This window comes from Shimia haliotis (assembly GCF_900114415.1).
Classification (GTDB): Bacteria; Pseudomonadota; Alphaproteobacteria; order Rhodobacterales; family Rhodobacteraceae; genus Shimia; species Shimia haliotis.
Genome location: NZ_FOSZ01000001.1, coordinates 1018669 through 1031961 on the forward strand (window position 1 = coordinate 1018669; position 13293 = coordinate 1031961).

Consider the following 13293-nt stretch of genomic DNA (forward strand, 5'->3'; position numbering starts at 1 on the left):
GTAAACCCTGTGACCCAAACAAAAGGCACACAATGCGCATTCCCTTCGCCACCGTCTTCTTCCCCACACTCGCCCTTGCAGTTGTGGCGGCAACCCATGCCCTCTCAAGCGTCGATGTCCGCTTCATTGAGGGCGCGCCCAAGGATCGGTTCGAAATCCGCAATTCCGGAGCCTGCCCCATATCCTCTGCAACCCTCACACTGGATCTCTCCACGTCTGCAGCTGGTCTGATTTTTGACGTGACCGGCGCAGGTGCCGGCGTCGAGGTGTATCAGCCTTTCGCAGTCACATCCGGAAAAGCATCATTGCGGTCTCTTCCTGACGTGCGGGATGGACAGAACAAGCTGCTTTTGGACATCGACACCTTGTCACCTGGCAACAGCATTTCCTTTACCATCGACGTCGATGACACAACGGGCGGCCGCGAAATCACAGTCAACGGGTCGGAAATTTCCGGTGCCACCGTTCGGCTCGCGACACCAACAGCCACAAACAGCGCGACATTCAACACAGCCGCAGGTGCGTCACTTCCTCATTCGAACTGCTGATTGAACAGTCCGGAGACAAGCACGGGCGCCAGTTCCACGCATTTCCCCAAGTATCCGAATCTTTCCGGCGAAACAAAAGGACGCTCACCAGAGCGCCCTTTTCAGTTTTCGATACCAAATTCGACCACGACGCAATTTTCTTAGCCGGCCGAGACACCTCCAGCATCAAGCCCCTGTTAACCATCTGACGCCGCAAAGCGTCGCAATTTCTGCCTTTGCCAAGAATTGGTTAACGCCATAGACATTTATTCAGATCCTGCGCGCCATTTCCCGCCGCCCCCGTCGTGGTTGAGCCAATTCCTGCCCATAGATTTTGCAAAACTCACGCAAATTTGCGACTGGATCACGGGTCAACTATTGCAATTGACAGATCGAGGCGGGCTGCGAAACTTGATTTTCAAGGCCGGCTAGGTTTGAAGGCGCTAGTTGATATGAACGACCGGTTAACACCAGGTCGCCCGGAAACCGAAACGGAGACCGGCGGATTTGATTAAAGAACGCACTTGTTGGCTTGCCCAACGTCCGTGCAACAAAGGACAGTTAAATGACTGACTCAGGTACGACCAGCAAACCGAGCGGGATGCAACGCTTCCTCGCGATGGTCGAAGGACTCGGCAACCGCTTGCCGCACCCAACAATCCTCTTTATCTGGCTTTGCCTCGGTATCCTCGCTCTGACCGCTGTTCTATCGGCGCTTGGTGTGTCGGTGGAAACCGCAACCGGCACCTATGCGGTCAACAATCTTATCGGCAATGAGCCAATTGATCTGCAAAACCCGCGCAACGGTCAGGTTGTCGCCTCTTATCCGTCAGGCTGGCAGTATCTCTTCTCCACCCTGACCCCGAACTTCGTGAACTTCGCGCCCTTTGGTATGGTTGTGGTGATCATGATCGCAATCGGCGTCGCGGAACACTCGGGCCTGATCGGGGCCACCATCCGCAAACTGGTTGTGTCTGTCCCTGCCAAACTTGTGACGCCGACCGTTGTCTTTGCAGGCGTCATGGCCAACATCGCCGCTGACGCCGGCTACTTTGTCCTGATCCCGCTTGGTGCGCTGGTCTTCTGGGGTCTGGGCCGTCACCCGCTCGCAGGTCTGGCCGCTGCCTTTGCTGGCGTGTCGGGCGGCTTCTCCGCGAACCTCGTGATCACCTCCCTTGATCCGCTGCTTGGTGGTTTCACCCAACCCGCCGCCGCCGTAGGCGACAGCCTTCTGGGCACCGACTTTGCGGAAACCATGAACATCGCGACGATGAACTACTACTTCCTGATCGTCTCGACCTTCCTCGTGGTTGTGATCGGCACCCTCGTTGTCAACAAAATCGTCGAGCCGCATCTGGGTGAATACAAACCAACCGAAGACGCAGAACTGCCGGAAATGCCGGAGGGCGCGTCGCCGAAAGAAACCCGTGCCCTGCGCCTCGCTGGTCTGGCGGCTCTGGCCTATGCTGCTCTGATTGTTTGGACTGCGGTTCCGATGGAAGGCAACCTGCCTTTGCAAGGTGTGTTCTCCACCGCGTCACTGGCACCGGACACCATCGCCGCACTCGAAGCGCGCTATGGCTCAGTGAACATCACCCATGCGCCATTGTTCAAAACCCACATCCTTGTGACGATCCTGTTCTTCTTCTTCCTGATCCCGGGCTTCGTCTATGGCCGTGCGGTGGGCGCGTTCAAAACCGGCTCCGACTTTGTCCGCACAATGGAAAAAGCGGCGCTCTCGATGGCAAGCTTCATCGTTATGGTCTTCTTCATGGCGCAGTTCGTGGCTTACTTTAACGCCTCAAACATCGGGATCGTAATCGCGATGCAGGGTGCCGAACTGCTCGAAGCGCTGCCCGCGGACACCACCGCTGGCCGGATCGCTCTGGTCCTCTGCTTTGTGGTTCTGTCTGGCTTCATCAACCTGTTCATGGGGTCGGCCTCCGCCAAATGGGCAATTCTCGCGCCGATTTTTGTGCCGGTAATGATGACCGTAGGCATCACTCCGGCAGCGACGCAGATGCTTTATCGTATCGGTGACAGCAGCACGAACCTCATCACGCCGCTGATGACCTACTTCGCCTTTGTGATCACCGTGGGTGCAAAATACCGCCCTGGCTTTGGCATCGGTTCTCTCGTCTCCCTGATGCTGCCCTTCTCGATCAGCTTCATGATCGGCTGGACCATCCTGTTCTTGCTCTGGGCCTTCGCTGGCCTGCCGCTTGGACCGGGCGAAGCTGTGTTCTTCACACCTCCGCAATAAGCCGCGGCACCACGACAAAAACTGGGGCAGCTGTTCAGGGTTTGAACAGCTGCCCTATTTCGTTGAACTGATCCGCTGCAAACAGATCCTCGCCTTTGGCAAAATTTCGAGCATTGATTTCGTAAAACCGCGCGTTGGCCAAATTCGCCGCGCCGTTGTCTCGCGTGGCCACAACTTTGGCCGGCACGCCCGCGATCACAGTATTCTCGGGAAACACCGACCCTTCCGAAACAATCGCGTGGCCTGCGACAATCGAGTTCGCGCCGATCTTGGCTCCGTCCATGATCGTGGCCCCGATGCCGATCAAGCAGCGATCGCCAATCTCACAGCCATGCAACGTCGCGCGGTGGGTGATGGAACAATCCTCGCCGACAACCGTCGCAGACCCCGCCCCGACATGGATCATCACAAAATCCTGTATATTCGTGCGCGCGCCAATGCGGATCTCAAACACCTCCGCACGCGTCACAACATGCGGCCAGATCGACGCGCCTTTGCCGACATGAACCTTGCCATAAAGCAGTGCAGTCTCGTGAACAAAGGCCGGCTCATCCAGCGTGACGTGTTTCCCGATATGTCCCATCCATTCCTCCGTTTTGGCCATCCAACGGCTCAGCCCCAATCAGGTCAATCGCTCCGCGCACACCTCCCGCCACGTCACCCTGCCGCAGCCCCTCCGGCAACACCGCGCGTTAACAACAGTCCCGCGCCGAAACCGCACTCCCGCGATACCGACGCAATACCGACGTTTTACCGACGGAAAACCGACCAGAAATTTGAGCGTTTAGAATTGGACGTCTTCGCGCCGAAGAACAAAGGTGTGAATGCCAAAAACCACGGCCTGAGTTTTTGGCAGTCTGAGCAAACTCTGCCGCTCGGTGCGCAAGTAATCCCCTTCGACTTCCTGTTTTCGCGGGGCGTTTTCACGCATGGGATGAAACAGATCCGGATCGAGATACCAATTCGCATTCTTGCGCCACATCGGTCGGCCCACCTTGATCCCGTCAAACAGTCTCTGCACTCTCTTTGCCACGTCCCCATCATACTCGGGCACCGGAATATGTATAGAAGTCAGAGGCTTGCCGATCTTTTCCGAAAGGGTCCAACTGGCCGGAAAACACAGAACCGCAGCCGTCATAACATGCTCATCACCGCGGCGCTCATGGATGCAAAAATCCTGCTGCACCAATCGCCCGACAGTGCCCAAGGGATCTCGGCGGTCAACCGTAACCCGCCTTTGATCCGGACACAGAACCTCCCCTTCGGAAACTTCAAAATCATCCCGCAGGGCAAGATCGGCCAGCACCGCGTCCAACAGTTCCTCACATGCCGGCTCCGCCCCCTCTGTAATATCCAGAACCTCAGAGCGCCGCTCGGACAAAAACCGTTCTCTTTCAGACATTTGCGCCCCATAGACTTCATCTACCATGATCCAGTCCTCCGGAGTCATAGGGGAAATTCCAGGCAGCTTGACCTCGGCCAAAGCATCATAAGGAACGGTCGTTTGTACGATCTCAGTCATGTCCCTTTGCTAGCCCACCCGCTGTCAGCGCGCACCAAAAAACGGCACAAAACGTCGCTTCTCAACGCGCCATCCGACGATTCGCACGCCCACAGTAGGCACAAGGGAGGCCACAATGACCCAACACTACAGCGACACCCGCAAGATTGACCCCTCACGCGGCGCAATGCTCGGGGACAACACCCCCAACGACGGCAACCGGATCGAGATCGGTCCAACACGCCTCGCCCTTCAGGAATGGGCCGCCGCCGGCCTTGTGCAACCCGACTTGCAAGCCATGCGCCGCCACCGCTGGGAGCGACTGACCCGCCACATCGTAGAGCGTGGCTATGGTGGCCTCTTGATGTTTGATCCCCTCAACATCCGATACGCCACCGACAGCACAAACATGCAGCTCTGGAACACCCACAATCCCTTCCGCGCAGTCCTCCTTTGCGCCGACGGGTATATGGTGATCTGGGACTATAAAAACTCCCCATTCCTAAGCGAATTCAATCCTCTAGTACGCGAAGCGCGCTCAGGCGCCGACCTATTTTATTTCGACCGAGGCGACAAAATCGACGTCGCGGCGGACGTCTTTTCCAACGAGGTCCGCGTCCTGCTCCAAGAACACGCAGGCGGCAACAAACGCCTCGCTGTCGACAAGATCATGCTGCACGGCCTGCGCGCGCTTGAGGCTCAGGGCTTTGAGATCATGGAAGGCGAAGAAGTCACCGAAAAGTCCCGTTCGGTCAAAGGTCCCGACGAAATTCTCGCCATGCGTTGCGCCAATCACGCTTGCGAAACCGCCGTCGCTGAAATGGAGAAATTCGCCCGCGAAAATGTGCCACTCGGCAATACGTCCGAAGATGACATCTGGGCCGTGCTGCATGCCGAAAACATAAAACGCGGCGGCGAATGGATCGAAACCCGTCTGCTGGCGTCTGGTCCCCGCACCAACCCTTGGTTTCAGGAATGCGGACCACGCATCACCCAACCCAACGAAATTATCTCTTTTGACACCGACCTCATCGGCGCCTACGGCATTTGCATCGACATCTCCCGAAGTTGGTGGATCGGTGACCAAAAGCCAACAGACGCAATGGTTTACGCCATGCGCCACGCCCACGAACATATCATGACCAACATGGAAATGCTCAAACCCGGCGTGACCATTCCCGAGTTGACGGCCAATGCCCACAAACTTGACGACAAATTCATGCAGCAAAAATACGGCTGTCTGATGCACGGCGTCGGGCTCTGCGATGAATGGCCACTTGTGGCCTATGCGGACAAGGCCGTTCCGGGCGCGTTTGATTACCCGCTTGAGGCTGGCACTGTGCTTTGCGTCGAGGCTCTGGTGGGAGAAGTCGGCGGCGATTTTTCGATCAAGCTCGAAGATCAGGTGCTGATCACCGAAGACGGCTACGAAAATCTCACCACTTACCCGTTTGATCCCGCTTTGATGGGCGAAAGCTAACACAGAAAGTCACCATAGCGTTATCTGGGGCCTGCCGCCCTTCACGGTAACGCTTTGGTCACGCACATTGGTCAGCATGGAGCAGCAAGGAGCCAGCCATGCCCACCAAACGCATCACCTTTCCCGGCCATGACGGCGGCAATCTTGCTGCACGGCTTGACCTGCCAGACGGGCCGCATCTGGCCACGGCCATCTTCGCCCATTGTTTCACCTGTTCCAAAGACATCCCCGCCGCCCGCCGCATCGCCAGCAGACTAAGCGCGATGGGCATTGCGGTATTGCGCTTTGACTTCACAGGGCTTGGTCACTCGGAAGGTGAGTTCTCCAACACGAATTTTTCCTCCAACATCAAAGATGTACGCGCAGCAGCTCATTTTCTTTCTGCTTCAGGCATGCCGCCCGATCTGCTAATCGGCCATAGCCTTGGTGGCGCGGCCGTCCTGCGCACGGCGGGCGACATCGAAACGGTCAAGGCGGTCGCAACACTGGGCGCGCCCTTTGATCCCGGTCATGTGACGCACAACTTTGGCGGCGCTCTCGAGGCGATCGAAAAACACGGGCAAGCCGAGGTGCAACTCGGCGGACGCCCGTTCACGATCCGGCAAAGCTTTGTGGATGATGTGAACGCCGCCAATCTCGCGCCAGCCATCTCAGGGCTCAAACGGGCGCTGCTAGTCCTGCACGCACCTCGCGATGAAATCGTCGATATCGAAAACGCCAGCGCAATTTTTCAGGCGGCAAAACACCCCAAAAGCTTTGTCACGCTGGATGATGCCGACCACCTGATCTCGGACGGTGAGGATGCCGAATACGCCGCAGAGGTGATCGCAGCTTGGGCAGGTCGTTATCTTAACCTGCGTCCGCCCGCACCGCCACCCGGCGCGCCGGAGGGCATTGTGCGCGTGTCCGAAGCCGACCCCAAGGGGTTTTTGCAGGATGTGAACGCCGGCCCTCTGCATCACGCACTGGCAGACGAACCGCTCGCTTACGGCGGCACAAATCGCGGCATGACCCCCTACGGATTTCTCGCCGCCGGTCTGGGTGCCTGCACGTCCATGACCATCCGCATGTACGCCCGCCGCAAGGGCTGGCCTCTGGATCATGTCTGGGTCGACGTCAGCCACGACAAACTACACGTCAAAGATGCCGAGGCTCCGAATGGCGACAAGGTCGACACGTTCAAACGGGTCATCCACCTGACGGGTGACTTGGATCAAACTCAGCGTGATCGTCTAGTTGAAATTGCGGACAAATGCCCTGTTCACAAAACCTTAGAGCGCACAAGCAAAGTGATCACGACAGTCGGTTGACCTAATCGTCATAAGCGCCATCCGAAAAGGATCGATCTGATCCGACAAAGCGAATGGTGTCGCCTTGACGGGCGACATCGTAGCAGTCCCACAGTCCGCTAGGCGGCCACTGGCTGCAATATTGATCACCGCGCACCTGCCAATACCCCCAGCTCTCTGTTTCCGCGTCATAAAGCGTTCGACCTGACGCATAAAACACCTGCATCGCCGCCTCATAACGCAACGTGCGTTCGCTCAGCGCATCCGTGATCTCCTTGCCCGTCAAAATCGTCCAGTCCGAGGCCTGCACGCCCCCGCCACAAAGCGTCAAAACGCCCCAAACAACGGCAATACGTCCCACTTGGCCCCTCCTGTCTTGCTGATTTGATCAACACAGTCTAAACCGCGCGCAACCCCAGCTACACAACACAAGGCCGTGATATGATCCCTCGCTACGCCCGCCCCGATATGGTTGCCGTCTGGTCGCCTGAAACCAAATTCCGCATCTGGTTCGAGATCGAGGCGCACGCCTGCGACGCAATGGCCAAACTGGGTGTGATCCCACAGGAGAACGCCGACGCCGTGTGGAAGGCCAAGGACGTCGAATTCGACGTGGCCCGCATCGACGAAATCGAAGCCGTGACCAAACACGACGTTATCGCCTTCCTGACCCACCTCGCCGAACATGTCGGCTCCGAAGAAGCACGCTTTGTACATCAGGGCATGACTTCGTCTGACGTGTTGGACACCTGCCTGAACGTGCAGATGGTCAAAGCTGCCGACATCCTGCTGGAAGGCATGGATAAGGTACTGGCAGCACTGAAGAAACGCGCACTTGAGCACAAAGACACCCTGCGTGTTGGCCGCTCCCACGGCATTCACGCAGAACCCACCACCATGGGCCTCACTTTCGCACGCTTCTATGCCGAAATGGACCGGAACAAGAACCGTCTGGAAAAAGCTCGCTGGGAAGTGGCGACCGGTGCCGTGTCCGGCGCGGTCGGCACATTCGCCAACATCGATCCTGCCGTCGAAGAGCATGTGTGCGAGCAACTGGGCCTGCGCCCCGAGCCGATCTCCACACAAGTTATCCCGCGCGACCGTCACGCGATGTTCTTTGCCACGCTCGGCGTGATCGCCTCTTCGATCGAAAACATCGCTGTTGAAATCCGCCACATGCAGCGCACCGAAGTTCTGGAAGGGGCGGAATTCTTCTCCATGGGCCAGAAAGGCTCCTCTGCGATGCCGCACAAGAAGAACCCGGTTCTGACCGAGAACCTGACGGGTCTGGCTCGTCTGGTGCGCATGACCGTTATTCCTGCGATGGAAAACGTCGCCCTCTGGCACGAGCGTGACATTTCCCACAGCTCGGTTGAACGCGGGATCGGCCCCGACGCCACCATCACGCTGGACTTTGCTCTGAACCGTCTGGCCGGTGTTGTCGACAAGATGCTGATCTTCCCCGAGAACATGCTCGACAACATGAACAAATTCCCCGGCCTTGTGATGTCGCAGCGCGTTCTGTTGGCTCTCACACAGGCTGGCGTGAGCCGCGAAGACGCCTACTCCATGGTGCAGCGCAACGCTCTGAAAGTCTGGGAAGAACGCGTTGATTTCCAGGAACAGCTTCTGGCGGATGAAGATGTGGTCAAAGCGCTTGGCGTGGATGGCATCAACGAGAAATTCGACATGGGGTATCACACAAAACACGTCGACACGATCTTCAAGCGGGTGTTTGGAGAGTAACTCAACCCATTGATACTTATACCAAAGGTCGCCCATCTCTGGGCGGCCTTTTCATTTTTCCACCCACTAACAACCCTGTGATTTAGCGATTTCGCGTTACCGTGCTAGCCTTTCTGAAAATCAGGGAGGCACCAATGACGTTGAAATCACTGATCATCGCGGCCGCAATGGCCACCACACCCGGACTGGCATTTGCCATGGGATGTAGCTCCGATCACGTCGTGATGAGCTGCGCGGCCGGATCGATTTGGGATGTCGAAAAGCAGCGCTGCATAACCGCGACAGGTTGATCCACACCAGAAAAACTGGCGTATTACACTAAGCCTCGCTCAAAAGATGCTAGGCCATTTCAGGAGTTTGTTTCGCAATGATGAAAGTTGTTCTATCCGCCGCTGTAGCGTTCACCTTCGCCGCCCCGGTCTTTGCGGCTGGCGACGCAACACCCACCGCGCCCAAGCCGGTTAAGGAATGCAAAAACGGAAAGGTTTGGAGCGAGAAGAAAAACCGCTGCACGAAACCGGAAAACGCCAGCCTCACCGATGATCAGCTTTATGACAACGTCCGGTCACTGGCGCACAATGATCGCTATGACGACGCCCAATCTGTTCTGGCGGCCATGTCCGATCAGTCGGAGGATCGCGTGTTGACCTACTGGGGGTTCACCCATCGCAAACTTGGCGATGTGACCCGAGGCATGGCGTTCTACGATCAGGCGATCACCCAGAACCCCAACAACATCCTCGCGCGTTCCTACCTCGGTCAGGCCCATGTTGAGGCCGGCAATCTTGTCGCTGCCCGCGCGGAATTGACTGAGATCCGCCAGCGCGGTGGCTCAGGCACATGGGCCGAGACCTCGCTTGCCTCCGCAATTCAAACCGGCGTGACGTTTAACTACTGATTTCCCGCCGATATTCAGGGTTTCTTTAGTCTTGAGTGCTTGAGTGCGCCCAAGACTAAGGAGAACCCTATGAGCGCTATTCCTATGGCACAGATCCGCCCTGGTGCGTCGATGGGCGGCGGGTCGCATCTTTCGCGAAAGCAAAAAGCTGCGATTATTGTGCGGTTTCTTTTGAATGAAGGGGCCGAGCTCGAACTCACAAACCTCTCAGACGAACACCAATCCGACCTGACCTATCTAATGGCGGAAATGGGCTACATTGATCGAGAGACACTGTCGGACGTCTTGATGGAATTTGCTCATGAACTCGAATCCATCGGACTGTCTTTTCCCAATGGCATCTCCGGCGCTCTGAATGTCTTGGAAGGTAAAATCAGCCCCCTCACCGCCGCGCGCCTGCGCAAGGAGGCAGGTGTTCGCGTCGCGGGTCAACCATGGCAGCGTATCCGTGCCCTGCCCGTCAGCGACCTTGTGGATTTGCTGTCTTCAGAAAGCATCGAAGTGTCGGCTGTTTTGATCTCGAAACTCGACGTGGACAAGGCAGCCAATCTGCTTAGCCAACTGCCCGGAGACAAAGCGCGGCGCATCACCCACACCATGTCCATGACCAACAAAATCGGTCCCGAAGCCGTTGACCGGATCGGCCTGACGCTTGCGTGTCAAATCGATGACCGCCCACCGCGCGCCTTTTCCGATGGACCCGAAAGCCGATTGGGCGCAATCCTCAACAACTCCACCAGCGCCACGCGCGACGACATTCTCACCTCTCTGGATGAAACCGACGCGGATTTCGCAGCAAAGGTCCGAAAAACGATCTTCACCTATGCTCACATCCACAAGCGCTTGAAAAGTTTGGATGTTCCTTCGGTATTGCGCGACATTGACCAAGGTGATCTGATCACCGCAATGACCTACGCGACCGAAGGAGACCTAGGCCTATCAACCGAGTTTATGCTGGAGAACATTCCCAACCGGCTGGCCGATCAACTGCGCGAAGGCGTCGAAGATCGCGGCACCGTCAAGTTGGCCGAGGCAGAACCGGCAATGGCGGAAATCACCAAGACCATTCGCGAAATGGCTCGGCTCGGGGACATCGAATTGATTGTACCCGACGAAGACTAAGGCCTACTTCATGCGCGCCGCAGCAAGGATCGGGCCACCGTTTGCCACCTGTACCAGAACCACCACCGGACCGTCCCCTTTTACAGGGGCCGAAAAATCAAGAGGCGCGCGTCCGTTCCATTTTTTCGCGACCTTCCAGTCATCCACGATATTGACATAAGTCAGCGTAAGACCGGCGTTTTCACCGCGCTTGATGGACACGTCCTCGGATGGGCGATACCGCACCACATGAACGCTCATGTCCTGCTGATTTTCCGCACGCGCGGCAATTGATATCCGGTTGCCCTTGCGCGCCACATCCAGCGCCACTGTCGGCTTTTTCGCCTTATGCGCCTCAATCAGTTTTTCAACTTTGCCAGGATGTGTTCCAACCACGTGATCCGCGCCGTTCACAATCATCTGGGGCGTATACACAGAGCGATGTCCTGAGGCGTGAGCATATAGTTTCTGGCGGTTGGTGTAGTCCGGATTGGCAAAGTTGTCTTTCCAACCAATGTAGTCCCAGTAATCCACGTGCAATGCCAACGCGATGACGTCTTCGCGCCCAGCCAGTTCCTTGCGCAAATACTCGTCCGCCGGCGGACAGCTCGAGCATCCTTGCGAGGTATAAAGCTCCACCACCACCGGATAGGTGGTCTGCGCTGTCACCGCACTTGCCATTACAAACCAAAGGGTTGCAAAGAGAGCTGCCGCTTTTGTCATTATTGGTCCATTCCGTGAATTATCCCCTTAGCCAGTTCTACGTCGGGAAGGACCGTAACACCAATCAACGTTTTGAGAGTAACCAGTGAGGCCGCGCGCCAAAACAGGCAGACCCAGCCAAAGTGCCATTTTCCAGCAACCAACACTGTAAACGCGGCGTCCTATCGAGCAGACGCCGGAAACGCGACCAGTGACACAGGCGCGACTGTCGCGCCCCTAGATCATTTAAGGCTGTCCATGGCCGGTCGCAGTCGCTCGTCAATCTCGCGCTGGGTCACAGGGCCGGCAATGCGCAGCACCACGTTGCCAGCGCCATCAATCAGATAGGTCTCAGGCACACCATAGACCCCCCAATTCAGCGCCATGCGACCGGTATTGTCCGCGCCCCCTTTGGCATAGGGATCCCCCAGATCGCGGAGAAACTGAACCGCGTTGCCCTCGGGATCTTTGTAGTTCACCCCAAGTATCTCGATGCCTTCGGCCTTCAACGCCATAAGATTGGGATGTTCAACGCGGCATGGCCCACACCAACTTGCCCAAAAGTTCACCAACGTCATCTCGCCGGTACGCAGATCCGCATCACTCAGCATCTCCATATCCGGAAAGGGCGCGACCTGAACCGCGGGGGCCTGTTTGCCAACCAATGCACTCGGCAATTCGTCAGGGTTTTCGCGGTTCATACCCAGAAGGAACAACAACGCGAGCCCGCCAAACAAAATCGGCGGCAACAGCATCAATAGGGAAATGCCCTTCTTTTTCGGGCTCTCTTGAGGGGTGTTATCGGTCACGGCGTCGCGCCTCCGCTGCTTCAAGCTCCACGCGGGCGCGGCGCGCGGCCCGAACGCTCAAAAGCACAAGAGCGCCTAACAAAACGATGGCCACGCCATAGGCAGATAGGACTTCGGCGGCATATTTTCCCAGATCAGGCATCAACCCAAATGCTCCCGTGCCAAGAGCGCCTTGGTCCGGCGCTTGTGAATTTCGGTCCGCGTGCGCAACAAAACAAGCGCCACAAACAGAAGAACAAACCCAATGATGCAAAGAAACAAAGGGTAGAAAAAGATGTTGGAGACCTTTTCCTCGGTGTCCGTGCCTGTCACTGCGCCTGCGCGCATCACCGAGGCCCCCTGATGGAGGCCCTGATTCCAAAAGTTCACTGCGTATCGGCTAAGCAGTGCGAAAACCGACCCCACAATGCACAGAACAGAAGTCAGATCCGCAGCGGTGTCCGGATTGTCGATCGCTTCCCAGAGGGCCAAGTAGCCAAGATAAAACAGGAAAAGAATAAGAAAAGACGTCAGTCGTGGATCCCAGACCCACCATGTGCCCCACATCGGTTGTCCCCAGACGGCACCGGTAAACAAAGCGATCAAAGTCATGATAACACCGACTGACGCAGCCCCCTTGGCCGCCAGCACCGACACATGGTGACGCCGCACGAGCCAAATTAAAGAGGTCACAAGCATCATCGCCCAGATGTTGATTGCCATCATCGCCGAGGGCACGTGCAGATAGATGATCTTTACCGTTGACCCTTGGCGGAAATCATCAGGCGTGAAGAAAAACCCCCAGACAAGGCCAACCACCAGCGCAACCGCGGCGAAGCCGGACACCCATGGCAGAACCACCCCTGCCAGTCTGCTGAACTTCACCGGATTGGCGTTTTCCCAGATCGAACTCATGCGTCTGTCCTAGCTGCGTTAATCATTGTCTGCACCTCACATCGCCGAGAGCGGGTGCGCAGACATTGATTTGGATTAAACTT

General features: G+C 56.9%; 15 protein-coding genes. 8 read left to right on the plus strand and 7 right to left on the minus strand.

The features are described from left to right. The first annotated feature begins 32 nt into the window (after nucleotides 1-32). A complete protein-coding gene (locus BM069_RS05000) occupies nucleotides 33-548 on the plus strand; it encodes an aggregation factor core (protein WP_244503529.1) in 516 nt (171 codons plus the stop codon). 544 nt (nucleotides 549-1092) lie between these two features. Beyond that, nucleotides 1093-2790 carry an AbgT family transporter gene (locus BM069_RS05005; protein ID WP_093320986.1) on the plus strand — a complete coding sequence of 566 codons (1698 nt, stop codon included), beginning with the start codon at nucleotides 1093-1095 and terminating at the stop codon, nucleotides 2788-2790. Between the two features lie 34 nt (nucleotides 2791-2824). On the opposite strand, the gene BM069_RS05010 is transcribed toward BM069_RS05005, so the two are convergent. Then, nucleotides 2825-3373 carry a gamma carbonic anhydrase family protein gene (locus BM069_RS05010; protein ID WP_093321376.1) on the minus strand — a complete coding sequence of 183 codons (549 nt, stop codon included), beginning with the start codon at nucleotides 3371-3373 and terminating at the stop codon, nucleotides 2825-2827. A 201-nt stretch (nucleotides 3374-3574) separates the two neighbouring features. Next, nucleotides 3575-4312 (minus strand): heme-dependent oxidative N-demethylase family protein, encoded by a 738-nt coding sequence (locus BM069_RS05015; protein ID WP_093320988.1) that lies wholly within the window; start codon nucleotides 4310-4312, stop codon nucleotides 3575-3577. 115 nt (nucleotides 4313-4427) lie between these two features. Here BM069_RS05015 and dddP point away from each other — a divergent pair, with 115 nt between their 5' ends. Both dddP and BM069_RS05025 read left to right on the plus strand, forming a co-directional pair. Next, nucleotides 4428-5771 carry a dimethylsulfonioproprionate lyase DddP gene (gene dddP, locus BM069_RS05020; RefSeq protein ID WP_093320991.1) on the plus strand — a complete coding sequence of 448 codons (1344 nt, stop codon included), beginning with the start codon at nucleotides 4428-4430 and terminating at the stop codon, nucleotides 5769-5771. Between the two features lie 98 nt (nucleotides 5772-5869). Then, entirely contained in the window at nucleotides 5870-7081 is a 1212-nt protein-coding gene (locus BM069_RS05025) for a bifunctional alpha/beta hydrolase/OsmC family protein (RefSeq protein WP_093320993.1), read from the plus strand. Between the two features lies 1 nt (nucleotide 7082). On the opposite strand, the gene BM069_RS05030 is transcribed toward BM069_RS05025, so the two are convergent. Then, nucleotides 7083-7421, minus strand: coding sequence for a hypothetical protein (locus tag BM069_RS05030; protein WP_244503530.1), 339 nt, complete (start codon nucleotides 7419-7421; stop codon nucleotides 7083-7085). 80 nt (nucleotides 7422-7501) lie between these two features. On the opposite strand from BM069_RS05030, the gene purB reads away from it, so the two are divergent. The 4 genes from purB (at nucleotide 7502) to BM069_RS05045 (ending at nucleotide 10826) form a co-directional block, all read left to right on the plus strand. Beyond that, the gene (gene purB, locus BM069_RS05035) at nucleotides 7502-8806 is read left to right on the plus strand and encodes an adenylosuccinate lyase (RefSeq protein ID WP_093320997.1); all 1305 of its coding nucleotides are present in this window, start codon (nucleotides 7502-7504) and stop codon (nucleotides 8804-8806) included. A 134-nt stretch (nucleotides 8807-8940) separates the two neighbouring features. Then, nucleotides 8941-9096, plus strand: coding sequence for a hypothetical protein (locus BM069_RS19775; protein ID WP_170846677.1), 156 nt, complete (start codon nucleotides 8941-8943; stop codon nucleotides 9094-9096). Nucleotides 9097-9173: 77 nt separating this feature from the next. Further along, nucleotides 9174-9704: a tetratricopeptide repeat protein gene (locus tag BM069_RS05040; protein WP_342028837.1), complete on the plus strand. Its 531-nt coding sequence runs from the start codon at nucleotides 9174-9176 to the stop codon at nucleotides 9702-9704. 69 nt (nucleotides 9705-9773) lie between these two features. Then, the gene (locus BM069_RS05045; protein WP_093321000.1) at nucleotides 9774-10826 is read left to right on the plus strand and encodes a flagellar motor switch protein FliG; all 1053 of its coding nucleotides are present in this window, start codon (nucleotides 9774-9776) and stop codon (nucleotides 10824-10826) included. A 3-nt stretch (nucleotides 10827-10829) separates the two neighbouring features. Here the strand turns inward: BM069_RS05045 and BM069_RS05050 are convergent, their stop codons facing one another. The 4 genes from BM069_RS05050 to BM069_RS05065 form a co-directional block, all read right to left on the minus strand. Further along, a complete protein-coding gene (locus tag BM069_RS05050; RefSeq protein WP_093321002.1) occupies nucleotides 10830-11528 on the minus strand; it encodes a DUF1223 domain-containing protein in 699 nt (232 codons plus the stop codon). Nucleotides 11529-11749: 221 nt separating this feature from the next. Then, nucleotides 11750-12262, minus strand: coding sequence for a DsbE family thiol:disulfide interchange protein (locus BM069_RS05055; RefSeq protein ID WP_093321004.1), 513 nt, complete (start codon nucleotides 12260-12262; stop codon nucleotides 11750-11752). Nucleotides 12263-12305: 43 nt separating this feature from the next. After that, nucleotides 12306-12458: a heme exporter protein CcmD gene (ccmD, locus tag BM069_RS05060; RefSeq protein ID WP_093321006.1), complete on the minus strand. Its 153-nt coding sequence runs from the start codon at nucleotides 12456-12458 to the stop codon at nucleotides 12306-12308. Next, nucleotides 12458-13210 carry a heme ABC transporter permease gene (locus BM069_RS05065; protein ID WP_093321009.1) on the minus strand — a complete coding sequence of 251 codons (753 nt, stop codon included), beginning with the start codon at nucleotides 13208-13210 and terminating at the stop codon, nucleotides 12458-12460. The genes ccmD and BM069_RS05065 overlap by 1 nt, the downstream gene beginning before the upstream one ends. Nucleotides 13211-13293 lie beyond the last annotated feature (83 nt).

Coding starts and splice junctions, on each gene's coding strand:
- BM069_RS05000 (WP_244503529.1), top strand. CDS start 33: ATGCGCATTCCCTTCGCCACCGTCTTCTTCCCCACACTCGCCCTTGCA.
- BM069_RS05005 (WP_093320986.1), top strand. CDS start 1,093: ATGACTGACTCAGGTACGACCAGCAAACCGAGCGGGATGCAACGCTTC.
- BM069_RS05010 (WP_093321376.1), bottom strand. CDS start 3,373: ATGGGACATATCGGGAAACACGTCACGCTGGATGAGCCGGCCTTTGTT.
- BM069_RS05015 (WP_093320988.1), bottom strand. CDS start 4,312: ATGACTGAGATCGTACAAACGACCGTTCCTTATGATGCTTTGGCCGAG.
- dddP (WP_093320991.1), top strand. CDS start 4,428: ATGACCCAACACTACAGCGACACCCGCAAGATTGACCCCTCACGCGGC.
- BM069_RS05025 (WP_093320993.1), top strand. CDS start 5,870: ATGCCCACCAAACGCATCACCTTTCCCGGCCATGACGGCGGCAATCTT.
- purB (WP_093320997.1), top strand. CDS start 7,502: ATGATCCCTCGCTACGCCCGCCCCGATATGGTTGCCGTCTGGTCGCCT.
- BM069_RS19775 (WP_170846677.1), top strand. CDS start 8,941: ATGACGTTGAAATCACTGATCATCGCGGCCGCAATGGCCACCACACCC.
- BM069_RS05040 (WP_342028837.1), top strand. CDS start 9,174: ATGATGAAAGTTGTTCTATCCGCCGCTGTAGCGTTCACCTTCGCCGCC.
- BM069_RS05045 (WP_093321000.1), top strand. CDS start 9,774: ATGAGCGCTATTCCTATGGCACAGATCCGCCCTGGTGCGTCGATGGGC.
- BM069_RS05050 (WP_093321002.1), bottom strand. CDS start 11,528: ATGACAAAAGCGGCAGCTCTCTTTGCAACCCTTTGGTTTGTAATGGCA.
- BM069_RS05055 (WP_093321004.1), bottom strand. CDS start 12,262: ATGCTGTTGCCGCCGATTTTGTTTGGCGGGCTCGCGTTGTTGTTCCTT.
- ccmD (WP_093321006.1), bottom strand. CDS start 12,458: ATGCCTGATCTGGGAAAATATGCCGCCGAAGTCCTATCTGCCTATGGC.
- BM069_RS05065 (WP_093321009.1), bottom strand. CDS start 13,210: ATGAGTTCGATCTGGGAAAACGCCAATCCGGTGAAGTTCAGCAGACTG.